A 23,289-nucleotide genomic window follows, 5' to 3' on the forward strand; every position below is an offset into this window, starting at 1 on the left:
TTACGATCCCCACAGAATTGGGTTACTGTAACCGCATGGCACAGAAACCTGTCGCTAATGCGCTGACCCTCGAACTCGAGCCCGTCGTCAAGGAGCAGCTGCGGCGTCACCTCGACACCGAGGACGCGTGGTTCGCTCACGACTATGTGCCCTTCGACCAGGGCGAGAACTTCGCGTTCCTCGGCGGCCGCGATTGGGAGCCCTCGGACGTCACGCTGCCCAAGAAGGTCACCGACGCCGTCGAGATCCTGCTGATCACCAAGGACAACCTCGCCGGGTATCACCGCGAGCTGGTCGAGCACTTCATCCTCGAGGACAAGTGGGGGCGCTGGCTCGGCCGGTGGACCGCCGAGGAGCACCTGCACGCCGTCGTGCTGCGCAACTACCTCGTCGTCACCCGTGAGGTCGACCCGTCGGCCAACGAGGACGTGCGCGTCGAGCACGTGATGAAGGGCTACCGCGCCGACAGCTACAGCCAGATCGAGACGCTCGCGTTCATGGCGATGTGGGAGCGAGCCCACGCCGTGTTCTGCCGCAACCTGGCCGCCCAGACCGACGAGCCGGTGCTGCGTGACCTGATCGGCAAGATCGCCGGCGACGAAGAACGCCACGCCGAGTTCTTCACCAACCTGGTGGCGCACTGCGTGAGCGCCCTGCGCGACGAGACCGTCGACGCGATCGCCACGCGGGCTGCGGCGCTCGACGTCGTCGGCGGCGACATCGACGCCTACACCGACAAGGTGGCCACGGTCGCCGAGGCCGGCATCTTCGATCGGGCCGCGCTGCGGCAGGTCGTCGCCGACTCGATCGCGGCGTGGGGGTTGACCGACGAGCCGCGTCTCTCGGAGTTCATCAGCTCGTAACGGGGCCGCCGTTTCGATCCGGCGCGCCTGCCCGGCGCGGATGGTCGCGCGGGAGTAGCGTCGTTTTCGATGGCTAGCGAATTGCTCTGCTGTCCGGGCGGTCCGAATCGTTTCGACGAAAGGACCGGCCCCGGTCCTTTCGGCCGCGCCCGCGTCCACCGAGATGTTCGCGTCGGGGCTCCGCGAACTCGCGCAGCCTCGAGGAGCGCTACGTGATCGATTCTCCCGTCCGGACCTACGTTCTCGACACCTCTGTCCTGTTGTCCGACCCTTGGGCCATCACGAGGTTCGCCGAGCACGAGGTCGTGGTTCCGCTGGTGGTGATCAGCGAACTCGAGGCGAAACGCCATCACCACGAACTGGGCTGGTTCGCCCGCCAGGCTCTGCGCATGTTCGACGATCTGCGGCTGGAACACGGACGGCTCGATCAGCCGATACCCATTGGCACAGAAGGTGGAACGCTCAACGTCGAACTGAACCACAGCGACCAGTCGGTGCTGCCGTCGGGATTCCGCACCGAGAACAACGACACCCGGATCCTGACGGTCGCCGCCAACCTGGCGGCCGAGGGCAAACGAGTTACGTTGGTCAGCAAGGACATTCCGCTGCGGGTCAAGGCCGGCGCGGTGGGCCTGCTCGCCGACGAGTACCACGCCCAGGACGTCGTGACGTCCGGCTGGACCGGGATGGCGGAGCTCGAGGTGGGAGGCGAGGACGTCGACGCGCTGTTCGCCGAGGGCGAGATCGACCTCGAGTCCGCCCGCGACCTGCCGTGCCACACCGGAATTCGGTTGCTGGGCAGCAACTCTCACGCTCTGGGTCGGGTCAACGCCGACAAGCGGGTGCAGCTGGTCCGTGGTGACCGCGAAGTGTTCGGCCTCCGGGGAAGGTCAGCCGAACAACGCGTAGCCCTGGATCTGCTGCTCGACGAGTCCGTCGGCATCGTGTCACTCGGCGGCAAGGCCGGCACCGGCAAGTCCGCGCTGGCCCTGTGTGCCGGTCTGGAAGCGGTGCTCGAGCGGCGCACACAGCGCAAGGTCGTGGTCTTCCGGCCGCTGTACGCCGTCGGCGGTCAGGATCTGGGCTACCTGCCCGGCAGTGAGAGCGACAAGATGGGGCCCTGGGCGCAGGCCGTCTTCGACACGCTCGAAGGGCTGGCGTCCCCGGCGGTGCTCGACGAGGTGCTCTCGCGCGGCATGCTCGAGGTGCTCCCGCTGACCCACATCCGTGGCCGGTCGCTGCACGACTCCTTCGTGATCGTCGACGAGGCGCAGTCGCTGGAGCGCAACGTGCTGCTCACCGTGCTGTCGCGGCTGGGCAGCGGCTCGCGGGTGGTACTCACCCACGACGTCGCGCAGCGGGACAACCTGCGGGTGGGTCGGCATGACGGTGTCGCCGCCGTGATCGAGAAGCTCAAGGGACACCCGCTGTTCGCTCACATCACACTGCTGCGCAGCGAACGGTCGCCGATCGCGGCGCTGGTCACCGAGATGCTCGAGGAAATCAGCCCCGGCGCCCTGCCGTGAGCGTGGTCTGGCACGCCGCACGTTGGGCGGCGTGCCAGATTCGCGCGGTAGGCTGCCCGACGTGCGAAGGCGTCCCGACAGCGTGACCTGGCGTTATGGCCGAACCGTCCTCGGAACGGCCGCCGCGGTGGTCGTCCTCGTGATCGGTGGCCTCACCGGACACGTCCGCCCCGCCAACGCCGACGACGTGGACTGTGCGCAGGTCAAGTGCGTAGCGCTGACCTTCGACGACGGGCCGACCCCCTTCACCGACCGGTTGCTGTCGATCCTGCGCGCCAACAACGTCGATGCCACCTTCTTCCTGATCGGCAACAAGGTGGCGGCCAACCCGGCCGGTGCCAAGCGGATCGCCGACGCCGGCATGGAGATCGGCACCCACACCTGGGAACACCCGAACATGACGACGATCCCGCCGCAGGACATCGCTGCACAGTTCAGCAAGGGCGTCGACGCGATCGTCGCGGCCACCGGAGTGCGACCCACGTTGTCGCGCACCGCCGGCGGGCTGGTCAACGACGCCGTGCTCGCCGAGGCCGGCCGCCAGGGACTGGCCGACATCAACTGGGACGTCATCCCGTTCGACTGGGCCAACGACTCCAACACCGCCGCCACCCGCGCGCTGTTGATGAGTCAGATCCAACCCAATTCGGTGGTGCTGATGCACGACACCTACTCCTCGACCGTCGATCTGGTCGAGCAGTTCCTCCCGGTGCTCAAGGCCAACGGCTACCACATGGTGACGGTGAGCCGGATGCTCGGACCGCGGCAGCCCGGCACGGTGTACGGCAGCCGCGAGAACGGCCCGCCGGTCAACGGTCTCGTCGACCTGCCGCCCGATCAGATCCCGGCGCTGCCGGCGACGCCGTCACCCGCGCCGATGCCGAACTTCCCGATCACCGACATCGCGGACCAGAACTCGGGCGGCCCGAACAACGGCGCGTAGGGGCCCCACCCGGCGGAAAAGCCCTACTGTCCGTCGCGAACCTTCGCCATCTTCAGCACGTCGAGACGCTTGTCGAGCTCCTCTTCGGAGAGCTTGTCGCCGATCAGGCCACGGTCGATGACCGTCTGGCGGATCGTCTTCTTCTCCTTGAGCGCCTGCTTGGCCACCTTGGCGGCCTCCTCGTAACCGATCGCCGAGTTCAGCGGCGTCACGATCGACGGGGACGACTCGGCCAGCTCACGCAGGTGCTCCTCGTGGGCGATCAGACCGTCGATGCACTTCTCGGCGAAGAGCTTCGACACATTCGCCAGCAGCGTGAACGACTCGAGGATGTTGCGCGCCATCATCGGGATGTACACGTTCAGCTCGAACGCGCCGGAGAGACCGCCGACGGTGACGGCGGCGTCGTTGCCGATCACCTGCGCGGCCACCTGCGTGACCGCCTCGGGCAGAACAGGATTCACCTTGCCGGGCATGATCGAGCTGCCGGGCTGCAGATCGGGCAGCTGGATCTCACCGAGCCCGGTCAGCGGTCCCGAACCCATCCAGCGGATGTCGTTGGCGATCTTGGTCAGCGACACGGCGATGGTCTTCAGCGCACCCGACGCCTCGACCAACCCGTCGCGTGCCGCCTGCGCCTCGAAATGGTCCACGGCAGGCCGCAATTCGGCGATGCCGGTCTGGTCGACGAGCACGTCGACGACCTTCTCCCCGAACCCGTCCGGGGCGTTGAGGCCGGTACCGACGGCGGTGCCGCCGATCGCGAGCTCACCGAGGCGGGGCAGCGTCGCCTTGACCCGTTCGATGCCGGCCTGGATCTGACGGGCGTACCCGCCGAACTCCTGGCCCAGCGTGACGGGGACTGCGTCCATCAGGTGCGTACGGCCCGACTTGACCGTGGTCCGCCACTGCCGGGCCTTGCCGTCGAGCGACTCGTGCAGCACTTCCAGCGCCGGAATGAGATGGCGCACAGCGGCTTCGGTCGCCGCGATGTGTGTCGCGGTGGGGAAGGTGTCGTTGGAGCTCTGCGACATGTTGACGTCGTCGTTCGGGTGCACCGTGACGCCGTTCGCCGCCGCAATGCTGGCGATGACCTCGTTGGCGTTCATGTTCGAGCTGGTACCCGAGCCCGTCTGGAACACGTCGATCGGAAACTGGTCGTCGTGCTGGCCGTCGGCGATCTCCGCCGCGGCGGCGATGATCGCGTCGGCCTTCTCCGGCGCCAGCAGCCCCAGGTCCTTGTTGACCTGTGCGCAGGCACCTTTGAGGAGCCCGAGCGCGCGAATCTGGGTGCGCTCCAACGGCCGGAACGAAATCGGGAAGTTCTCCACCGCGCGCTGGGTCTGAGCCCGCCACAGCGCGCTCTTCGGCACCCTGACCTCGCCCATCGTGTCGTGCTCGATGCGGTATTCGACCTCGTTGTCGCTCATTCGCTTCCTGTTCGTGTCTGTCGGGGATGGGTCCGGGGATGGTGGTTACGGCAGGGGATAGGCGGCGGACGTGTCTCCGGTGAAGTCGACCGCCGAGTATTCGTTGAGCTTGGACAGCCGGTGATAGGCCTCGATCATCCGGACCGTGCCCGACTTCGAGCGCATCACGATCGACTGCGTGGTGCAGCCGCCGCCGTAGTACTGCACGCCCTTGAGCAGATCGCCGTCGGTGACGCCGGTCGCGCAGAAGAAGACGTTCTCGCCGGACACCAGGTCCTCGGTGCGCAGGACCCGGTTCAGGTCGTGGCCGCGGTCGAGGGCCTTCTGCCGCTCCTCGTCGTCCTTGGGTGCCAACTTCGCCTGGATGGCGCCGCCCATACAGCGAATCGCCGCCGCGGCGATGATGCCCTCCGGGGTGCCACCGATACCGACCAGCATGTCGGTGCCCGACCCGGGCCGGCACGCGGCGATCGCGCCGGCGACGTCGCCGTCGGAGATCAGCCGGATACGGGCCCCCGCCTCGCGGACGTCGTCCATCAGCTGGTGATGGCGCGGGCGGTCCAGGATGCACACCGTCAGGTCGCGCACGCTGGAGTTCTTGATCTTCGCGACCCGCCTGATGTTCTCGGCGATCGGCGCGTTGATGTCGATGACGTCGGCGGCGTCGGGGCCGACCGCGATCTTGTGCATGTAGAACACAGCCGACGGATCGAACATCGCGCCGCGCTCGGCCACAGCGAGCACGGAGATGGCGTTCGGCATGCCCTTGCTCATCAGCGTGGTGCCGTCGACCGGATCGACCGCGAAGTCGCAGTCGGGCCCGTCGCCGTTGCCGACCTCTTCGCCGTTGTAGAGCATCGGGGCGTTGTCCTTCTCGCCCTCGCCGATGACGACCACGCCACGCATCGACACCGAATTCACCAACTCGCGCATCGCGTCGACCGCGGCACCGTCGCCGCCCTCTTTGTCCCCGCGTCCCACCCAGCGGCCCGCCGCCATCGCGCCGGCCTCGGTGACTCGCACGAGTTCCAGGGCCAGGTTGCGGTCGGGGGCTTCCCGCCTCGATTGCGTCATGGGCCAGATTGTCCCATTAGCGGGCCACCGATCGGGAGCTGGGATACTGGCAGTCATGACCACGCCGCCCGACCCCGGCCAGCCCGCAGGCAGTGAGGGCGCCGAACCCGCTGCGGCCGGGTACGCGGTGCCCATCGCCAAGCCCGCAAAGTCTCGGCTCTTGCAGGACGGGCGCGACATGTTCTGGTCGATCGGTCCGCTGGTGGTGGCCTGCGTCGTGCTGGCGGGCGTGCTCGGCATGTGCTCGTTCGCGCCGACGGGTCCCGGCGCCGGCCCCACCCCCGACTACGACGCCCAGGCCGCCCTGCAGGCCGACGCGGACACGTTGAAGATCCCGATCCGGGTGCCGCAGTTGCCGCGTGACTGGCGGGCCAATTCGGGCAGCCGCAAGGGCATCGAGGGGGGCCGCACCGATCCGCAGACCGGTCAGCCGGTGCGTGCGGTGGCGTCCACCATCGGCTACCTGGCACCGAGCGGCATGTACCTGAGCCTTACGCAGAGCAACGCCGACGAGGACAAGTTGATCGCCTCGTTCAGCCCTGAACTGGTGCCGACGGGCACCGAGGACGTCGACGGCGTCCGGTGGGTCGTCTACCAGGGCGGCGAGCAGGACGGCCGGCCCGCCGAGCCGGTGTGGACCGCGCAGGTCCGCGGTCCGACCGGACCCGCGCAACTCGCGCTGCGCGGCGCCGCAGGTACAGACGAGTACCGTACGCTGGCCGCTGCGACGCAGTCTCAGCAGCCGCTGAGCGTGACCTGACCGACTCACCTGACCCAACTACGGAGACGTCATGACCTTCCCTGTTGCAGACCTGTCGGGATGGGTCGCCGAGCCGTTCACCGCCGCCGGCTACACCCATGACGTCTACCGCAAGGGCGAGGGGCCTGGCGTCGTGCTGATCCCCGAGATGCCCGGCCTGCACCCCGGTGTGCTCGCGCTCGGTAATCACCTGGTGGACAACGGCTTCACGGTGGCCGCGCCGTCGCTGTTCGGTACCCCTGGTGCGCCCGCGCTGCGTCCCGGCGCGATTCCGGTTCTGCTGAAGGGGTGTGTGGCCAAGGAGTTCGCGGCGTTGACGACCAACGCCGACCGGCCGGTCGCGCACTACCTGCGGGCGCTCGCCCGTGATCTCAACGCGAAGACGCCCGGCAAGGGCGTGGGCGTCATCGGGCAGTGCTTCACGGGAGGCTTCGCCTTGGCGGCAGCTGTCGACGACAGCGTCCTCGCCCCGGTGATGAGTCAGCCGTCGGTTCCGCTTGCGTTGACGCTCAAGCACAAACGCGATCCCGGCGTCTCCGAATCCGAGATGGCGACCATAGAGGCGCGCGCCAAGAACGAGGGCCTGTGCGTGATGGGTCTGCGGTTCAGCGAGGACGCGATGTCACCGGGGGAGCGGTTCACCACGTTGAAGAACCGCCTCGGTGATGCGTTCGAATGTATCGAGATCAACTCCAAGAAGGGCAACCCCGACGGCTTCGGCCGGATGGCGCACTCGGTGCTCACCGATCAGGTTCGCGAGGTCGACGGCCAGCCGGCCTACGAGGCACGCAAGCGGGTCGTCGAGTTCCTCACGGCCCGCCTGACCTGAGTGCCCGGGCGGGAAGCAGCCGCTTCCACCATGGTGTGTCTTTCTCGTCGTCGGGCGGATCGCCGCGGGTGCCGGTGACCGAATCCAGCGGCGCGCCCTTGTCCACGGCGAGGTAGACGCTGATCGTCGTCACGATGACGATCATCAGCACCGGTCCCAGCACGATGCCCCAGAAGCCGAACATCTTGAGTCCGGCGAACACCGCCAGCAGCATCAGCGCAGGGTGCAGGTGAGCGCTCTTCGGCACCAGGAACGGGCGCAGCAGGTTGTCGATGCTGGTGGTCACGAGGATGTGGAACACCACGATGAACACGCCGCCGGCCACGTTCCCGAAGACGGCGAGGCCGATGCCGAGCGGGATCGTGACGATGCCGCTGCCCAGCGGGATGAACGACAGCGCGGTCAGGAAGATCAAGAACATGAAGAACCCGTCGTGCAGCCCGGCGACGTAGATCGAGACCGCACCGGCCAGCCCCTGGCACACCGCGATGATGAACTGGCCCTTGACCGTTGCTGACACCATCGCGCCGATCTTGGCCAGGTAGATGTCGGACACCTCACGGCCCAACGGGTTGAGGTCGCGGAAGAGATCGGCTACCTTGCCGCCGTTGGTGAGCAACGCGAGGAACACGTACAGGAAGATCACGAGTCCGGTGACGGTGGCCGCGATGCTGCCCACCGAATCGCGGGCGAAGTCCAGTGCGAACTGCCCTGCGCCCTGCCCGACTTTGGTCGCGGCGTCGCGCACCGACTCCTCTGTCAGCGTGATGTTCACGAACGGGATGCGCGCCAGCACCTCGTTCGCGGAATTGAGCAGTCGCTGCGCCAGCGCGGTGAAATCGGTCTGTTCAGCCCACCGGCCGATGCTCGTCACCATCTCGCTGATCTGCAGGACGGCCAGCGCGATCACCCCCGACAAAGGGATCACCACCGTGGCGACGGCGGCCAGCAGCGTCACGGTCGCGGACAACCCGGTGTTCATCCTCGCCCGTAGCCGCTGGTACAGCGGGCTGAACAGGAAGGCCAGCACCGCGGCCACCGCGATCAGCAGGAAGTAGCTGCGCAGGAAGTACGCGCCGAACCCGAGGGCGGCCACGGTGGCGACGGCCAGCGCGCGCATCTGCCTGACGCTGAAGCCAGCGGGGCCGGTGTGGGTCACTGTTCGATGAGCCGAGTCACGTGCCCGAGGAGGTCCGGATAGCGCTTCAGGTGCGCCCCGCCGTTGATGTCGAGCACTTCGCCGGTGAGCCAGGACGACCGCGGATCACAGAGGTAGACAACGGCATTGGCGATGTCGGCCGGGGTGCCGGCCCGGCCGAGTGCGGTGTTGTCGACGTAGTCGTCGAGGACACCGGGTATCGAGGCCGCCGGCGCGGTCAGCGGCGTGTCGACGAACCCCGGCGCCACCGCGTTGACGCGGATACCGCGGGGGCCCATCTCGAGGGCGGCCACCTGGGTCAGCATCGACAGGCCAGCCTTGGCGGCGCAGTACGCGCTCATGCCTGCCGCGGGCTGGCGGCCGTTGAGCGAGCTGATCTGCACCAGGGAGCCACCTTCGCGCAGGTGCCGGCCGGCGTGCTTGGTCACCAGGAACGCGCCCACCAGGCACACGTCGATCACCGCGCGGAAGTCCTCGGCGGGCATCTCGGTGATCAGTCCGATGTTGCTGAAGCCCGCACAATTCACCGCGATGTCGAGGGTGCCGATGTCGTCGAAAAGGCGTTCCACAGATGGTTCGTCGGCGACATCGACCCACGCCGAGGTGTGCGGCTCACCCAGCGTGGCGGCGCGCTCGGTGGCGGCAGCCTCGTCGCGGTCGGCCACGACGACGCGGCATCCCTCGGCGGATAGCGCCTGCGCGCTCGCCCATCCGATGCCCGAGGCTCCTCCGACGATCACAGCGACGCGCTCGGCCATCGTGACAACGTCACACCTGGGCACCGAAAACGCAATAGCGCCGTCGGATTCCCGGCTGGCAGACTCACGATCGTGACCGAATTGCAGAGATCCGAGTCGATTTCGGTGGCCGTGCCGCCGGATCAGCTCTATGCGCTGGTGTCCGACGTGACGAACATGGGCTCATGGAGTCCGATCTGCAAGGCCTGCTGGTGGGACGATGGCGACGGCCCACGCGTCGGGGCGTGGTTCACCGGCCGCAACGTTCTCCCCGAACGGACGTGGGAGACGCGAAGCCAGGTGGTGGCCGCTGACCCGGGTCGCGAATTCGCGTGGGAGGTCAACAACGGCTGGGTGCGCTGGGGGTACTCCTTCGAGCCCGACGGCGACGGCACCCGGCTCACCGAGCACTGGCAGTTCCTGCCGGCCGGGCTCGAGGGGTTCCGGGAGCGTTTCGGTGATGCCGCCGACGAGGAGGTCGCGAAGCGCAGCGAGGCAGCCCGTACCGGCATCCCGGCGACGCTGGCGGCGATCAAGGAATCGGCGGAGAGCGCCTGACACATCGAAAGCCGAGGTGGCTCGTGCCGGTGTCGACCTGCTGGGGTCTGCGGGCAGCCGGCCGATAGCGCATGCAGTAGCTGTCGGCGCACAGGTACGAGCCGCCCTTGATCACCCGGCGCGCAACCGCGAACTGGGGTTGGCGCGGGTCGTAGGAATCGGCGGCGCAGCACACCTGTCGATCCCGCGTGTCGCCGTACCAGTCGGTCGTCCATTCCCAGACATTGCCGGCCATGTCGTGGAGGCCGTAGCCGTTGGCGGGGAACGAGCCGACCGGTGTGGTCTGGCCGTAGCCGGTGTCAGGCAGATAGGGGAATTCCCCATGCCAGTAGTTGGCCAGCCGTTCGCGCGGCTTTTCCGGTTGGTCACCCCAGGTGTAGAGCGTGTGCGGGAGGCCGCCGCGGGCTGCGACCTCCCATTCTGCCTCGGTCGGCAGATTTAGGCCGGCCCACTGCGCATAGGCGGCGGCGTCGTCGAAGGCGATGTGGACCACCGGGTGTCCCTCGCGCCCCCGCAGCGTCGACCGTGCGCCGCGCGGATGGTCCCAGCACGCGCCCGGTGTCCACCGCCACCATTGGCTGAGGTGGCGTAGATCGACCGGGCCGGTGGTCCTGGTGAACACCATCGACCCCGGCACCAGGTTCTCCGGAGGTGCCCCCGGGAATTCGGTCGGATCGAGCGGTCGTTCGGCGACGGTGACATACCCTGTCGCGGTGACGAACTGGGCGAACTGTGCGTTGGTCACGGAATGCCGCTGCATCCAGAAGCCGTCGACGGTGACGGTGTGTGCGGGTGCCTCTTCGGGGTAGTGGTCGTCGGAACCGACGATGGTGGTCTGGGCCGGAATCCAGACGAGGTCCTCAGTCACCGAACACACGCGCCCAGTCGTTCTTCATGCTGATCGTCGTCCAGCCGAACCGGCCCGCATGGTCGAGCAGCCGTTCGGCGCCTGCGGTGTAGGCGAATTCGCGCGCGTCGTCGTCGTGGCACACCAGCATCGACAGGGTGCGGGTCGGCCCCTCGTCGGTGAACTGGAGCATCTCGATGTCTCCGTTGGAATTTCCCGCGGCGAAGATCGGTCGCCGGCCGGTCCGGCCCCAGATGCGGACCGGCTTCATCGGTCCGTCGTCGAGGAATTCCGGTTGCGCGGTGGTGACCAGACGGCCGTCGGAGTAGATCAGCCCCACCGAACTGCCGATCACCCGTTCGGGCGGGATGCCGTACATGCGTGCGGTCACCGGACGCATGAAGTCGCGCCCACCGCCCGATGCGATGTAGGTGGTGAATCCGTGGGCCTTGAGATACCGCAGCAGTTCGATCATCGGTGCGTAACCGCACGCCGTGTACGGGCGGTTCAGCGTCGGGTGCGCTGCCTCGGTGAAGAATTCCTCCACCCGTGCGGCGTGCTCCTCGACGGTGATCGCGTCGTTGGCCGAAAGGATGCCCGCTGCAAGCACGTTGAGTGCACTGTCATCACCCCGGTAGTGCGCGGTGACTGCGTCGCCGAACCAGGCGAGGTCGCCGGCGGCGGCGGCTCGGTAGGGCTGTTGGTCTGCCAGCGACGGATCGGCTGCGGCTTGTGCGGCAAGTCTGCGAACCAGGAAGTCGAGTTGGATGTAGGCCGGCTTCTCGCACCACAGCGTGCCGTCGTTGTCGAACACCGCGACGCGCTCCTGCGGCCGTACGTCCTCGACGGCCGACGTCACGAAGTCGGTGATCGCCGTCTTGGCGGCCCCGTCGTTCCAGGACTCGAGCATCTAGTCCTTCGCCAAGAACTCTTTGAGCTTCTCGACCGCCTGGTCGATCGTGAAGCTGGCCGGTGCGTGCCGCGGGGGGAATTCGCGGAACGTCTCGAGGAACTTCGTGGCCATGGCGATTGCGTACATGACGAAGAAGTCGTGGCGAATGAACCAGTCGTAGTAGGTGTTCGAGGTGATGTCGGCGTACTCGAACGGATCGGTGCGCAAGTTGAACAGTTTGGGCACCCGCAGGTGGGTGAACGGTTCGGCCCAGAGCTGCATGGTGCCCCGACAGCGCTGTTCGGCGAACACGACCTTCCAGTTCTCGAATCGCAGCGCGACGAGATCTCCGTCGTCGGAGAAGTAGAAGAAGCCGCGCCGCGGGCTGTGTTCGACCTCTCCGGTCAGATAGGGCAGCAGGTTGAAACCATCGATGTGGACCGTGAATTCGCGGTCGCCGATTCGGTGTCCGGTCTTGAGCTTGTCGCTGATGTCCGCGTCACCGGCGGCGGCCAGCAGAGTGGGCAGCCAATCGTGATGCTGGATGATCTCGTTCGACACCGATCCCGCGGCGATTCTTCCGGGCCAGCGGATCATCTCGGGGACACGGAACGCGCCCTCCCAGTTGGTGTCCTTCTCGCTGCGGAACGGGGTGGTGCCGCCGTCGGGCCAGGTGTTGCGGTGCGGCCCGTTGTCGGTGGAGTAGATGACGATCGTGTCGTCGGCGATCCCGAGTTCGTCGAGCGTGTCGAGCACGGTGCCGACATTGCGGTCGTGGTCGATCATCGTGTCGTGGTACGGCGACTGCCACAGCCCGGCCTGTCCGCGGCTCTCCGGCTTGGTGTGGGTGAACAGGTGCATGTGTGTGAAGTTGCACCACACGAAGAACGGATTGCCCGCCGCGTGCTGGCGCCGGATGTAGTCGACGGTGGCTTCGGCGATGTCGTCGTCGATCGTTTCCATGCGCTTCTTGGTGAGCGGACCGGTGTCCTCGATCGTCTGTTTGCCGACCGGTCCGAACTTCGGATCGTCGGGCGCGGTGGAGATCTCGTCGGTCGCGGAGCACTTCAACACTCCGCGCGGCTTGGCCAACTCATTGAGCACAGGGAATTGGTCGGCATGCGGATAGTCGAACTGCTCGGGTTCCTCTTCGGCGTTGAGGTGGTAGAGGTTGCCGAAGAACTCGTCGAACCCGTGCACGGTCGGCAGGTACTTGTTCAGGTCGCCGAAATGGTTCTTGCCGAACTGACCGGTGGCGTACCCGAGGGGTTTGAGCAACTCGGCGATGGTCGGATCCTCGGCGGCCCAACCGATGTCGAATCCGGGAGCGCCCACCTTGCTCATTCCGGTCCGGTAGACGCTTTGCCCACTGATGAACGCCGCCCGGCCCGCGGTGCAGCTTTGCTCACCGTAGGAATCGGTGAATCGCATGCCCTCGTTGGCTATTCGGTCGATGTTCGGGGTGCGATACCCCATCAAGCCGTCGCTGTAGCAACTCAGGTTCGAGATTCCGATGTCATCGCCCCAGATGACCAGGATATTCGGCTTACCGTTCGGCATGGTGCCCCCTTGCAGTCCCGCGCCCTAATAGCAGAGTAGGACGGTGGCCGCATCGAGTCAGCCGTTCGGGCGGGATCGCCGCGGGAGGTTCAGCCCTCGGGGGGTGTCGGTGCGGCGGCGTGCACCAGAGGCTCGCCGGAGGCGGCCTTCATCCGTTCGAACAGTTCGACGTAGTAGGGGAGGCACTGCTCGATCGCCTGCTCGGTGGTGAACAGCGGCCGGTAACCGAGGTCGCGTCCGGCCTTGGCGATCGAGAAGTAGTTGTCGAGGTAAAGCCGTTCCACCGCAAGGGGTTCCAACAGCGGCTTGGGTGCCCCGAAGCGGAAATGCAGGAACTGCCAGAACGTCATCGCCAGCCACACCAGCCGGCCCGGCACACGCAGCCGCGGATACGGCTGCCCGCACGCCTCCACCACCGGGCGGGAGAACTCGAACATGTTGATCGGCTCGCCGTCGTTGATGAAGTAGGCCTGGCCGGGCGCGGTGCCGCCGGGCACCAGGTGCTCGGCGGCCAGGATGAAGCCGTGCACCAGGTTGGCGATGTAGGAGTTGTCCAGCTTGACGTTCTTGCTCCCGACGAGCACCTTGACGTGGCCGGCCAGCACGCTCTCGAAGACGCGCCGGAACATCGTCTGGTCGCCGCGGCCCCAGATGCCGCTCGGCCGGATCGAGCAGGTGAGCAAGCCCTTCTCCCCGTTGGCGGCCAGCACGAACTTCTCGGCCGCCACCTTGGTCTCGGTGTAGAGGTCGTTGAAGCGTTGGGTGTAGGGCAGTGTCTCGTCGCCGCCGGAGATGCGCTGGCCACCCATCACGACGCTGTTGGACGCGGTGTAGACGAACCGCTTGGTGCCGGCCTGCTGCGCGGCACGCACCAGGTTCTGCGTGCCGGTGACGTTGACCGCGAAGCTGCGCTGCCGAAACTCCTCGCTGACCGACCCGCCGCCCGTGAGGTCGATGATCGCCGCGGTGTGGAACACGGTGTCGATGCCCTCGACGGCGCGGGCGACGTCCGCGGTGTCGGTGATGTCTCCCACGACGACCTCGAGCTTCGGGTGCGCGGGCAAGGGAGAGTCCACGCGGTCGAAGCTGCGCACCTGCAGTCCCCGGTCGAGAAGTTCGGTCACGAGGTTGGCCCCCACGAAGCCGGAGCCGCCGGTGACCAGGACCCGGCCCAGTTCAGTCGTCAACGATGCATCGCCCATGCGGGGCAGAATAACTGAAACGTGTTCCAATTTTCCAGCATCGACCGTCAAGCGGTCCTGCGTTCACTCGCCGGCGTCGTCGCTCGCGGCCAGAGCATCGGCCACCCGTTTACGCGCCCCAGCTAAGTGCTCCTCGCAGCATTTTGCCAGCGCCTCACCGCGCTCCCACAGTTTCAGCGACGCATCGAGATCCAAGCCGCCGTGCTCGAGCTGTGCCACGACCTCGATCAGTTCGTCGCGTGCCTCTTCATAGCCGAGCTTGCTAATGGGCTTCATTGGACCTCCTCCACCCCACCTTCACTGATCGCCGTCACGGCACCGTCGGCCACGCGCACACGCAGCCGCGTTCCTGCCGGAGCGTCGGCCACAGACTGCAGCACCTGTGGCACGCCACTGTCCGGAACCGTCTGAACGACGGCGTAGCCGCGTGCCAGCGTGGCCGCCGGACCCAGTGTGCTCAACCGCGCCGACAGGTGACCGATCCGGTCGGATTCCACATCGAGCAGGCGGGCGATGTCGCGGCGGGCCGCCCGGCGGGCGCGGTGGATCTCGTCGGCCCTGGCAGCAATCGCCTCCAGCGGGCGGGCCAGCACCGGCCGGCTGCGCAGCTGCGTCAGCGTGTGCTGTTCGCGGTTGACCCAGTTCCGCAGCGCCCGTGCGCTGCGCCGGCGCAGGTCGGCCACCAACGCCAGCTCTGCCGTCGTATCGGGCACGATGCGCTTGGCCGCATCGGTCGGGGTGGCGGCCCGCAGATCGGCCACCAGGTCGCAGAGCGGGTTGTCGGGTTCGTGACCGATGGCGCTCACCACGGGAGTCGTGCATTTCGCGATCTCGCGACACAGCGTCTCGTCGGAGAACGGCAGCAGGTCCTCGACGCTGCCACCCCCGCGCGCCAGCACGATGACGTCCACCTCGGGGTCCGCGTCGAGCGCTCGGAGTGCGTCCACGATCTGGGGCACCGCGTTGGGCCCTTGCACCACCGTGTTGCGCACCTCGAAACGCACCGCGGGCCAACGTGCCGACGCGACGGCCACGATGTCGTGTTCAGCCGCCGAGGCCCGGCCGGTGATCAACCCGATCGTGCCCGGCAGGAACGGGATCGGCCGTTTCAGGCGGGCGTCGAACAGGCCCTCGGCCTCGAGCAGGCGGCGTAGCCGGTCGATGCGGGCCAGCAGCTCGCCGATGCCGACGGCGCGGATCTCGCTGACCCGCAACGAGAACGTGCCGCGCCCGGTGTAGAAATTCGGCTTGCCGTAGACGATGACCTGGGTGCCGTCGGTCATCTTCACCGGCGCATTGGTGACCAGGTCGCGAGGGCACGTGAGCGACAGCGACATGTCGGCGGCGGGATCGCGCAGCGTGATGAACGCCGTGTTCGAGTTGGGCCGCAGCGTCAACTGGGCGATCTGCCCTTCGACCCAGACGGCGCCGAGCTTGTCGATCCACCCGGCGACGCGGATAGCGACACCGCGGACGGGAAACGGATTCTCCGGCGACTGCCCGGGGCTGGTCACTTCGCCGACGCGCGCGTGATCCTGTTGGCGAGCAGGGTCTGGAACGGGGCGCGTGCCTTCGTCGTCTCCTCGTAGGAGAGCAGCGTCTCCAGATCCGTGATCCGCAGCGAGGTCAGGCGGGCGCGAAGCTGGGCCAGCGTCAGGTTCTGGTAGTCGATCTCGGCGACGATCTCGGGGGCGTCGGATGCCGAGTCCGGGGTGGTGGTGGTCGAGGTGGTGTTCGGGGTCTCCGGTTCCTCGCTGAACAGTGCGAATCGTCCCTCGGTGAGCCGTTCGCCGTCGCGCACCGGCAACGGAACGACGTCGGCCTCGGACTGCTGGGCGCCCGGCTGGTCCTCGTCGAAGGTGGCCCATTCCGGCTGCTCGTCCTTGGGCGGGAACATCGTGTCGAGAGTCTCGTCGCCCTTGATCACCAGGACCGCGACGTCCTGCTGCATCTTCATGACCAGCTGCGCGATCTGACTCGCGATCGTCATGGGGTACATCAGGATCGTCTGCGGGAGCTTGCGGGTTTCCTCGAGCGCGGTCACCGCTGCACCCACCAGCAGACGGACTCCGTACGGTGCAGTTGCCATGGCGACAGCCTACGGCTGGGCAGGGCCGGGGGCCGATCAGTACCCTGGACCCATGCCGCCGACTGTCAACATGGGGATTCCTGGCGCCAGCCGATCTGCGCTGGGCACGGGTCTCGGCGACGACGCCGGCAAGCGAGTGCTGCTGGCCGAGCCGCGCGGGTACTGCGCGGGCGTGGACCGCGCTGTCGAGACCGTGGAGCGCGCCCTGGAGAAGCACGGCGCGCCGGTCTACGTCCGCCACGAGATCGTGCACAACCGCTACGTCGTCGACACCCTGGCCAAGGCCGGTGCGGTGTTCGTCGAGCAGACCGACGAGGTGCCCGAGGGCGCGATCGTGGTGTTCTCCGCCCACGGCGTCGCGCCGACCGTGCACGAAGAGGCCAAGGCCCGGAGCCTGCAGACCATCGACGCCACGTGCCCGCTGGTCACCAAGGTGCACAACGAGGCCAAGCGGTTCGCCCGCGACGACTACGACATCCTGCTCGTCGGCCACGAAGGCCACGAGGAAGTCGTCGGGACCGCCGGAGAGGCGCCCGACCACGTCCAGGTCGTCGACAACCCCGACGCCGTCGACAAGGTCACCGTCCGCGATCCCGACAAGGTGGTCTGGCTGTCCCAGACGACGCTGTCGGTCGACGAGACGATGGAGACCGTGCGGCGGCTGCGGGAGAAGTTCCCGACGCTGCAGGACCCGCCGAGCGACGACATCTGCTACGCCACCCAGAACCGTCAGGTGGCGGTCAAGGCGATGGCGCCCGAGTGCGAGCTGGTGATCGTCGTCGGATCGCGGAACTCGTCGAACTCGGTGCGGCTGGTCGAGGTCGCGTTGGGCGCCGGAGCGTCCGCGGCGCACCTGGTCGACTACGCCGAGGACATCGACCCGCAATGGCTCTCCGGCGTGACGACGGTGGGGGTGACCTCCGGCGCATCGGTGCCCGAGATCCTCGTCCGCGGCGTGCTCGACCGGTTGGCCGAGCTCGGCTTCGGCACCGTGCAGCCGGTGACCACCGCCAACGAGACACTCGTGTTCGCGCTGCCGCGAGAGATCCGGCCCGCACGCGCCTAGCGGGTACCTTCGGCACCCGTGGGTGTGCGCAGGAGTTCCTCGGCTGTCCTGTTCGTCGTCCTGCTGGTGCTGGCGGGGTGCAGCAACGCCGGGGACCGGCTGCGGGACACCGTCACTGCGTTCGCTGACGCGCTCAGCCGCGGTGATGCGGCTGCCGCGGCAGCGCTGACCACCGATCAGGCTGCGGCAACCAGGACGCTGGACGCGCTGTTCGCGAGCCTGGGCAAGGACGTCCACGTCGGCGTCTCCTCGACAGCCGACGACAACGGCGCGGGCACCTTCACCCTCGACACGACGTGGAAGTTCGGGCCGGACAAGCGCATCGAGTGGAATTACAGCGCTGACGGGCGGGCCGCCTCCGCGGGCGACGACTGGAAGATCCAGTGGGACGCCACCACGGTCGCGCCGGGTCTGGACAAGGGTCCGCTGTCGTTCAGCACGCTCGTCCCGCAACCCGCCGCCCGTGTCCTCGACCGCACCGGCGCCGAACTGCTCACTCAGCACGTCGTCACGCTGGTCGACCTTGCGCCCGGTGCGGACGTGAACGCCGTTGCGGCACTGCTGAATCCGATCGCGCCGACGATCACCCCCGAGTCGCTCGCCGGTGAGCTGGCCGGCGGTAAACCCGTGACCGCGATCACGTTGCGCGACGAGGATCTGGCGCCCATCCAGGCACAGTTGACGGCGCTGCCCGACGTCACGCTGCGGCCGCAGACCCGGCTGCTCGCCACGGATCGTGCGCTGACCTCGCCCACGCTGTCCGGGTTGTCGGACCTCTGGCAGCAGCGTATGGACGCGGCGGACGGTTGGGCGGTGACGGCCCAGACCGCGGCTGGTTCACAGCGTGTCGGCGGGCAGGACGCGAAGCCCGTCGGCGACATCGCCGCGACGCTCGACATCGGCATGCAGCGCGCCGCCGAGGACGCGCTGGCGCCGCTGCCGACCCCGGCCGCTCTGGTGGCGATCCAGCCGTCGACGGGCAATCTGCTCGCCGTCGCGCAGAACGCGCCCGCCGATGCCCAGGGGCCGATCGCGCTGACCGGGCTGTATCCGCCCGGGTCCACGTTCAAGACCGTCACGGTGTCGGCCGCGTTGCAGGCCGGCCAGGTCACTGCCGACACCGTCCTGGGTTGCCCCGGCACCGAGAACATCGAGGGCCGCCAGATCCCGAACGACGACGACTTCGACCTCGGCGACGTGCCCCTGCACACCGCGTTCGCGCGGTCCTGCAACACCACGATGGGTCGCCTCGCGGTCAACCTGCCGCCCGACGCGCTGACCAACGCGGCCGCGCAGCTCGGTCTGGGCATCGACTTCACCGCGCCGGGCATGACCACGGTGACGGGCTCGGTGCCGGTCGCCGACACCTCCTCGCTGCGTGTCGAGGAGGGCATCGGGCAGGGCAAGGTCACTGCGTCACCGTTCGGGATGGCGCTGGTGGCCGCGACGCTGGCGCGCGGGTCGGTGCCGATGCCGGCCATCGTCGCCGGTCAGCCCGCCACCGCGGACCGCACCCCGCAGCAGCTGCCCGCCGGCGTCGACGAGCAGGTCAAGGCCATGATGCGGGAGACCATCACCGCGGGCACCGCGACGCAGTTGCAGGACATTCCCGGCATGCTCGGCAAGACGGGCACCGCCGAATACGTCGGACCTGACGGGGTCCAGCGCGCGCACGGGTGGTTCGTCGGCATCCGCGACGACCTGGCGCTCGCGGTGTTCGTCAGCGACGCCGACTCCTCGACGCCGGCGGTCGATGCCGCGGGCCGGTTCCTGCGGGCCTAGATGTCGTAGTTCCAGCGGTCGGCGTCGACGTCACGGGACGGCCGACGGCGCGGCCGGTACTCCTGGTCGTCGGTGTCGTCGCTGCCGCGGTACCGCACCCGGGAGATCGGGTGGTGGGTGCTGCTCTCGCGGGGCTCGTACTCGTCGTAGCGGGGTCGGCGCGCGGGGCGCTCGTATCCGCCGAGGCGCTCGCTGGGTGGGACGCGGGACTCCCGCGCCGATTCCCTCCCCGATTCCCGTTGGCCCGATGGCCGGGGCCTGCGCCTGGGCTCGGACGTGGGCGCATCCTCCGGACGGGGTCGACGGCGCCGCGGCCGGTCGAGATCGACGACGGGCTCGATGATCTCGGTCGGGTCGGGTGGGCGGGCGTGCCGTGACCGCGAGGGGGCGGCACGCCGGGTGGGCCGTTCGGCGCGGGGCTTCGTAGCGTCCCTGCGTGTCTCGGTGCGCTTGGTTGCCGTGTGGCGGCGGCGCCGCTCCTTGGGCTTCTCTTCGGTTGGCTCGGCGGCGTCGGCATGTCCGCCCCGCTCGCCCCGCTCGCCAGTGACGAAGCTCGACAGCTTCGCCGACACCGCGCTGCTGTGGCCGGCCGGGGAGGCGCCGAGGTAGCGGCGCGCGATCCCGAGGACCAGCACGGCCGCAGAGGTGAAGAACATCAGGGGGAACCGCTCGATCAGCGGATACCCACAGTTGATCAGCAGGTCCTTGATGCCCTTGATGTCGCTGCTGTGCATCAGGAAGTAGGCGCCGGGCACCGTGATGAACAGCAGCAGCGGAGGCTGGATGACGGCGGTGAACAACGCGTTCCGTCGGACGGCGAGCACCGCGACGAGGCATCCCATGACGTAGAGCACAGAGAAGACGGACGTCAGCGCACCGCCGCCGGCGTCGACGGCGAAGCCGGCCGTGCAGGCGACGACGGCGATCAGAATGGCGCCCCACCAGGGCACTCCCGCGATACCGGGGTGCGCGGAGCGGAGTTCGGCTGGCACCGCCGAGCGCGCACGCTGTCCTGACACACGTCGACCGTACCGGCTGGGGTGACCGCACGCCGCCAGCGGACACCTGTGTGGCGGTGACGTCTGGCAGACATCTGGCAGACTGTGGACTCCGTGGGCTTGAATCTGGGAATCGTCGGACTGCCGAACGTGGGTAAGTCGACTCTGTTCAACGCGCTGACGCGCAACGACGTACTCGCCGCCAACTACCCGTTCGCGACGATCGAACCGAACGAGGGTGTGGTCGCACTCCCGGATCCGCGTCTGGACAAGCTGGCCGAGTTGTTCGGTTCGGAGAAGACCGTGCCGGCGCCGGTGACGTTCGTCGACATCGCCGGCATCGTCAAAGGTGCCTCCGAGGGTGCGGGCCTGGGAAACAAGTTCCTGGCCAACATCCGGGAGAGCGACGCGATCTGTCAGGTGGTGCGCGTGTTCGCCGACGACGACGTCGTGCACGTCGACGGCCGGGTCGATCCGAAGTCCGACATCGAGATCATCGAGACCGAGTTGATCCTCGCCGACATGCAGACGCTGGAGCGCGCGCTGCCGCGGCTCGAGAAGGAAGCGCGCACCCACAAGGACCGCAAGCCTGTGCACGACGCGGCGCTCGCCGCGCAGGAGGTGCTCAACGGCGGCACGACGCTGTTCGCGGCCGGCGTGGACGTGTCGCCGCTGCGCGAGCTGAACCTGATGACGTCCAAGCCGTTCCTGTATGTGTTCAACGCCGACGAGTCGGTGCTGACCGACGCCGCGCGCGTCGCCGAGCTGCGGGAGCTCGTCGCCCCGGCCGACGCGGTGTTCCTGGACGCCAAGATCGAGGCGGAACTGCAGGAGCTCGACGAGGAGTCCGCAGCTGAGCTGCTGGAATCGATCGGGCAGACCGAACGCGGCCTGGATGCGTTGGCGCGCGCGGGTTTTCACACACTCAAGTTGCAGACCTATCTGACCGCTGGGCCAAAAGAGGCGCGCGCGTGGACGATTCACCAGGGCGATACCGCACCGAAGGCGGCCGGAGTGATCCACTCCGATTTCGAGAAGGGCTTCATCAAGGCCGAGATCGTGTCCTTCGACGATCTGGTGGCCGCCGGGTCGATGGCCGCGGCGAAGGCTGCGGGCAAGGTCCGCATGGAGGGCAAGGACTACGTGATGGCCGACGGCGACGTGGTGGAGTTCCGCTTCAACGTCTAGGGCAACAACCGGAAGCGCTCTCCGGATCGGTGGGTGACCGTGCCGCGGGCTCAGTAGTCTGTCGATCGTGGCGATTCGGGTGAATGTCGACAACTTCGTCCGCGCTGAGAGCCATCGGATGTTCGCGGACAACCAGGCGGTGGCCGGGGGCATCGGCCGGTTCCGGCACAACCGGGCACCGGCCAGCATCGACGAACAGACCGTCATCCGACTGAACCGGGACACGCTCTACAGCTTCGCTGTGGTGGATCTCGCCGACCCCGTCCGCCTGACGCTGCCCGACGGCGGCGGTCGATACCTCTCGGCGATGGTCGTGAACGAAGACCACTACATCAACAGCGTTCTGCACGATTCCGGCGAGCATCTGATCACCAGCGACAGCGCTGGTTCTCGCTATGCCTTAGTCGGGATACGGATCCTGGTCGATCCCAACGACTCTGACGATGTCGCTGCCGTCGCGGCGCTTCAGGACGAGCTGCGACTCGACGGTGGTGGGCACGACGACTTCGTCATGCCCGGCTACGACCTCGAGAGCCTGGACGCCACTCGCGGCGCGCTGTTGCAGCTCGCCCGTGGACTCGACCAGTTCGATCGGTCGTTCGGTACACGGGAGGAGGTCGATCCGATCCACCACCTGATCGCGTGCGCGGCAGGATGGGGCGGCTTGCCGACGTCGGAGGCGACCTACATCGGTGTGGACCCGAGGGTCCCGCCCGGCGACTACGAACTGCGATTCGTCGACGTCCCGGTCGATGCCTTCTGGTCGGTGTCGGTCTATGACGCCGCCGGGTTCTTCCGGGCCAACGAGAAGAATCTCTACAGCGTCAACAGCGTGACCGGCCAGCGCGACAGCGACGGGTCGGTCACCGTTCGTTTCCTCGCTTCGACCGAGGGCGTCTGCCCCCCGAATGCGAGCGTCCCGCCGAATGCGATCGTGTGCCCGGACGGGTGGAACTACCTCATCCGGCTCTACAAGCCGAGGGCGGAGGTCGTGGACGGCCGCTGGTCGCCACCGGCACTGCGGCGCAGCGGCGACTGAGCGCAATCTGAACGACGTCGCGTGCCGTGGCTGGTCTAATGACCACCATGCCGATCTGCGCAGCGCGCGCTCGCCGGGCTGGCTCGTCAGCTCGGCGAACCGACCGGATTCGCGGGTCGGATCGTCGGCCGCCTTCTGAACCGCGGCAATCGGTCGGTGGTCGTCGCTGCCGTCGCCGCCACGCAATGCGGACCTGACGCCGAGGGTCGCCGACATCGGCTTCGGCGGCGGGGTCGGCCTCTCGCTCATGCTGGACCCGCGGTGTCTCGGTGGTGCACGGCGTCGAGATGTCGGAGACGATGCTGTCCGAGGCTCAACACCGGTTCTCCGACGCCATCGCGCGCGGCGTCTGCGCCTGCACTCCGGCCGGATGGAGAGCCTGCCCCTCGGGGAGTCCGCGCTGGACGCGATCATCTCGACCAACACGATCTACTTCGTGCCCGACCTCCTCGCGGCTCTGACCGAGCTGGCCCGAGTGGTGCGGCCTGGTGGGCGGCTGGTCCTTGGCGTCGGTGACCCGAGTCAGATGGCGAAGATGCCGTTCACCCCGGCACGGTTTCCGATTGCGACCCATCGCCGACGTCACGGCCGCCCTCCGGGACGCAGGATTCGCCCAGATCGAGGATCGGCGCGTCGGCGACCGCGACGGTGCGTTCCCATCTTCTGGTGTGCGACCTGCCGGGCTGAGCCCTCGGCGGGCCAGCGATGTCGGTGGCCAGGTCTAGCGTCTGCCGGCATGAGACTTCT

23 protein-coding genes and 1 pseudogene are annotated in these 23,289 nt (G+C 67.9%); 11 read left to right on the plus strand and 13 right to left on the minus strand.

All coding sequences use genetic code 11. From position 1 onward, the window contains the following. Window positions 1-35 precede the first annotated feature (35 nt). The 3 genes from PGN37_RS14770 to PGN37_RS14780 all read left to right on the plus strand — a co-directional run bounded on the left by PGN37_RS14770 (window position 36) and on the right by PGN37_RS14780 (window position 3,332). Complete coding sequence (locus PGN37_RS14770; protein ID WP_335331771.1) at window positions 36-863, plus strand: acyl-ACP desaturase; 828 nt, start codon at window positions 36-38, stop codon at window positions 861-863. A 212-nt stretch (window positions 864-1,075) separates the two neighbouring features. Further along, a complete protein-coding gene (locus PGN37_RS14775; protein WP_335331772.1) occupies window positions 1,076-2,389 on the plus strand; it encodes a PhoH family protein in 1,314 nt (437 codons plus the stop codon). Window positions 2,390-2,450: 61 nt separating this feature from the next. Then, window positions 2,451-3,332: a polysaccharide deacetylase family protein gene (locus PGN37_RS14780; protein WP_335331773.1), complete on the plus strand. Its 882-nt coding sequence runs from the start codon at window positions 2,451-2,453 to the stop codon at window positions 3,330-3,332. Between the two features lie 23 nt (window positions 3,333-3,355). On the opposite strand, the gene PGN37_RS14785 is transcribed toward PGN37_RS14780, so the two are convergent. Together PGN37_RS14785 and glpX are read right to left on the minus strand one after the other, a co-directional pair. After that, the gene (locus PGN37_RS14785) at window positions 3,356-4,762 is read right to left on the minus strand and encodes a class II fumarate hydratase (RefSeq protein ID WP_335331774.1); all 1,407 of its coding nucleotides are present in this window, start codon (window positions 4,760-4,762) and stop codon (window positions 3,356-3,358) included. Between the two features lie 45 nt (window positions 4,763-4,807). Then, a complete protein-coding gene (gene glpX, locus PGN37_RS14790; protein WP_335331776.1) occupies window positions 4,808-5,836 on the minus strand; it encodes a class II fructose-bisphosphatase in 1,029 nt (342 codons plus the stop codon). A gap of 55 nt (window positions 5,837-5,891) precedes the next feature. Here glpX and PGN37_RS14795 point away from each other — a divergent pair, with 55 nt between their 5' ends. Both PGN37_RS14795 and PGN37_RS14800 read left to right on the plus strand, forming a co-directional pair. After that, on the plus strand, window positions 5,892-6,596 hold the full coding sequence (locus PGN37_RS14795) for a DUF4245 domain-containing protein (protein ID WP_335331777.1): 705 nt from the start codon (window positions 5,892-5,894) through the stop codon (window positions 6,594-6,596). A 31-nt stretch (window positions 6,597-6,627) separates the two neighbouring features. Then, window positions 6,628-7,425, plus strand: coding sequence for a dienelactone hydrolase family protein (locus PGN37_RS14800; protein WP_335331778.1), 798 nt, complete (start codon window positions 6,628-6,630; stop codon window positions 7,423-7,425). Here PGN37_RS14800 and PGN37_RS14805 read toward each other — a convergent pair. Further along, a complete protein-coding gene (locus PGN37_RS14805; RefSeq protein ID WP_335331779.1) occupies window positions 7,406-8,545 on the minus strand; it encodes an AI-2E family transporter in 1,140 nt (379 codons plus the stop codon). The two genes, PGN37_RS14800 and PGN37_RS14805, sit on opposite strands and share 20 nt — an antisense overlap. A 35-nt stretch (window positions 8,546-8,580) precedes the next feature. Beyond that, window positions 8,581-9,342: an SDR family NAD(P)-dependent oxidoreductase gene (locus PGN37_RS14810; protein ID WP_335331780.1), complete on the minus strand. Its 762-nt coding sequence runs from the start codon at window positions 9,340-9,342 to the stop codon at window positions 8,581-8,583. Window positions 9,343-9,414: 72 nt separating this feature from the next. Here PGN37_RS14810 and PGN37_RS14815 point away from each other — a divergent pair, with 72 nt between their 5' ends. After that, entirely contained in the window at window positions 9,415-9,879 is a 465-nt protein-coding gene (locus PGN37_RS14815; RefSeq protein ID WP_335331781.1) for an SRPBCC family protein, read from the plus strand. Here PGN37_RS14815 and PGN37_RS14820 read toward each other — a convergent pair. The 7 genes from PGN37_RS14820 to PGN37_RS14850 form a co-directional block, all read right to left on the minus strand. Next, complete coding sequence (locus PGN37_RS14820) at window positions 9,854-10,747, minus strand: formylglycine-generating enzyme family protein (protein WP_335331782.1); 894 nt, start codon at window positions 10,745-10,747, stop codon at window positions 9,854-9,856. The two genes, PGN37_RS14815 and PGN37_RS14820, sit on opposite strands and share 26 nt — an antisense overlap. Further along, the gene (locus PGN37_RS14825; protein ID WP_335331783.1) at window positions 10,740-11,636 is read right to left on the minus strand and encodes an HAD family hydrolase; all 897 of its coding nucleotides are present in this window, start codon (window positions 11,634-11,636) and stop codon (window positions 10,740-10,742) included. Before PGN37_RS14825 ends, PGN37_RS14820 begins: the two co-directional genes overlap by 8 nt. Continuing rightward, window positions 11,637-13,178 carry an arylsulfatase gene (locus PGN37_RS14830; protein WP_335331784.1) on the minus strand — a complete coding sequence of 514 codons (1,542 nt, stop codon included), beginning with the start codon at window positions 13,176-13,178 and terminating at the stop codon, window positions 11,637-11,639. 89 nt (window positions 13,179-13,267) lie between these two features. Then, window positions 13,268-14,392, minus strand: coding sequence for a 3-beta-hydroxysteroid dehydrogenase (locus PGN37_RS14835; RefSeq protein WP_335331798.1), 1,125 nt, complete (start codon window positions 14,390-14,392; stop codon window positions 13,268-13,270). A gap of 51 nt (window positions 14,393-14,443) precedes the next feature. Further along, window positions 14,444-14,656 carry an exodeoxyribonuclease VII small subunit gene (locus PGN37_RS14840; RefSeq protein ID WP_335331785.1) on the minus strand — a complete coding sequence of 71 codons (213 nt, stop codon included), beginning with the start codon at window positions 14,654-14,656 and terminating at the stop codon, window positions 14,444-14,446. Continuing rightward, window positions 14,653-15,894, minus strand: coding sequence for an exodeoxyribonuclease VII large subunit (gene xseA / locus PGN37_RS14845; protein ID WP_335331786.1), 1,242 nt, complete (start codon window positions 15,892-15,894; stop codon window positions 14,653-14,655). The genes PGN37_RS14840 and xseA overlap by 4 nt, the downstream gene beginning before the upstream one ends. Continuing rightward, window positions 15,891-16,469 carry a lipid droplet-associated protein gene (locus PGN37_RS14850; RefSeq protein WP_335331787.1) on the minus strand — a complete coding sequence of 193 codons (579 nt, stop codon included), beginning with the start codon at window positions 16,467-16,469 and terminating at the stop codon, window positions 15,891-15,893. The genes xseA and PGN37_RS14850 overlap by 4 nt, the downstream gene beginning before the upstream one ends. Window positions 16,470-16,521: 52 nt before the next feature. Here PGN37_RS14850 and PGN37_RS14855 point away from each other — a divergent pair, with 52 nt between their 5' ends. Then, window positions 16,522-17,535 carry a 4-hydroxy-3-methylbut-2-enyl diphosphate reductase gene (locus PGN37_RS14855; protein WP_335331788.1) on the plus strand — a complete coding sequence of 338 codons (1,014 nt, stop codon included), beginning with the start codon at window positions 16,522-16,524 and terminating at the stop codon, window positions 17,533-17,535. 18 nt (window positions 17,536-17,553) lie between these two features. Next, window positions 17,554-19,317: a penicillin-binding transpeptidase domain-containing protein gene (locus PGN37_RS14860; RefSeq protein ID WP_335331789.1), complete on the plus strand. Its 1,764-nt coding sequence runs from the start codon at window positions 17,554-17,556 to the stop codon at window positions 19,315-19,317. Here the strand turns inward: PGN37_RS14860 and PGN37_RS14865 are convergent. Further along, window positions 19,314-20,336, minus strand: a complete 1,023-nt coding sequence (locus PGN37_RS14865; protein WP_335331790.1) for a DUF6542 domain-containing protein — start codon at window positions 20,334-20,336, stop codon at window positions 19,314-19,316. The two genes, PGN37_RS14860 and PGN37_RS14865, sit on opposite strands and share 4 nt — an antisense overlap. Window positions 20,337-20,429: 93 nt before the next feature. Here PGN37_RS14865 and ychF point away from each other — a divergent pair, with 93 nt between their 5' ends. The 3 genes and pseudogenes from ychF to PGN37_RS14880 form a co-directional block, all read left to right on the plus strand. Continuing rightward, the gene (gene ychF, locus PGN37_RS14870) at window positions 20,430-21,503 is read left to right on the plus strand and encodes a redox-regulated ATPase YchF (RefSeq protein WP_335331791.1); all 1,074 of its coding nucleotides are present in this window, start codon (window positions 20,430-20,432) and stop codon (window positions 21,501-21,503) included. A 67-nt stretch (window positions 21,504-21,570) separates the two neighbouring features. Continuing rightward, on the plus strand, window positions 21,571-22,542 hold the full coding sequence (locus PGN37_RS14875; protein WP_335331792.1) for a DUF1254 domain-containing protein: 972 nt from the start codon (window positions 21,571-21,573) through the stop codon (window positions 22,540-22,542). Window positions 22,543-22,789: 247 nt separating this feature from the next. Further along, a pseudogene (locus PGN37_RS14880) lies at window positions 22,790-22,987 on the plus strand (hypothetical protein); the annotation flags it as partial. A 97-nt stretch (window positions 22,988-23,084) separates the two neighbouring features. Here the strand turns inward: PGN37_RS14880 and PGN37_RS14885 are convergent. Further along, window positions 23,085-23,289 (minus strand): hypothetical protein (locus PGN37_RS14885; protein ID WP_335331799.1); only part of this gene is annotated, 205 nt, incomplete at its 5' end.

Origin of the sequence: Mycobacterium kyogaense (genome assembly GCF_036946525.1) — a bacterium.
Taxonomy (GTDB): domain Bacteria; phylum Actinomycetota; class Actinomycetes; order Mycobacteriales; family Mycobacteriaceae; genus Mycobacterium; species Mycobacterium kyogaense_A.

Coding starts and splice junctions, on each gene's coding strand:
- PGN37_RS14770 (WP_335331771.1), top strand. CDS start 36: ATGGCACAGAAACCTGTCGCTAATGCGCTGACCCTCGAACTCGAGCCC.
- PGN37_RS14785 (WP_335331774.1), bottom strand. CDS start 4,762: ATGAGCGACAACGAGGTCGAATACCGCATCGAGCACGACACGATGGGC.
- glpX (WP_335331776.1), bottom strand. CDS start 5,836: ATGACGCAATCGAGGCGGGAAGCCCCCGACCGCAACCTGGCCCTGGAA.
- PGN37_RS14795 (WP_335331777.1), top strand. CDS start 5,892: ATGACCACGCCGCCCGACCCCGGCCAGCCCGCAGGCAGTGAGGGCGCC.
- PGN37_RS14800 (WP_335331778.1), top strand. CDS start 6,628: ATGACCTTCCCTGTTGCAGACCTGTCGGGATGGGTCGCCGAGCCGTTC.
- PGN37_RS14805 (WP_335331779.1), bottom strand. CDS start 8,545: ATGCGCGCGCTGGCCGTCGCCACCGTGGCCGCCCTCGGGTTCGGCGCG.
- PGN37_RS14810 (WP_335331780.1), bottom strand. CDS start 9,342: ATGGCCGAGCGCGTCGCTGTGATCGTCGGAGGAGCCTCGGGCATCGGA.
- PGN37_RS14825 (WP_335331783.1), bottom strand. CDS start 11,636: ATGCTCGAGTCCTGGAACGACGGGGCCGCCAAGACGGCGATCACCGAC.
- PGN37_RS14830 (WP_335331784.1), bottom strand. CDS start 13,178: ATGCCGAACGGTAAGCCGAATATCCTGGTCATCTGGGGCGATGACATC.
- PGN37_RS14840 (WP_335331785.1), bottom strand. CDS start 14,656: ATGAAGCCCATTAGCAAGCTCGGCTATGAAGAGGCACGCGACGAACTG.
- PGN37_RS14850 (WP_335331787.1), bottom strand. CDS start 16,469: ATGGCAACTGCACCGTACGGAGTCCGTCTGCTGGTGGGTGCAGCGGTG.
- PGN37_RS14855 (WP_335331788.1), top strand. CDS start 16,522: ATGCCGCCGACTGTCAACATGGGGATTCCTGGCGCCAGCCGATCTGCG.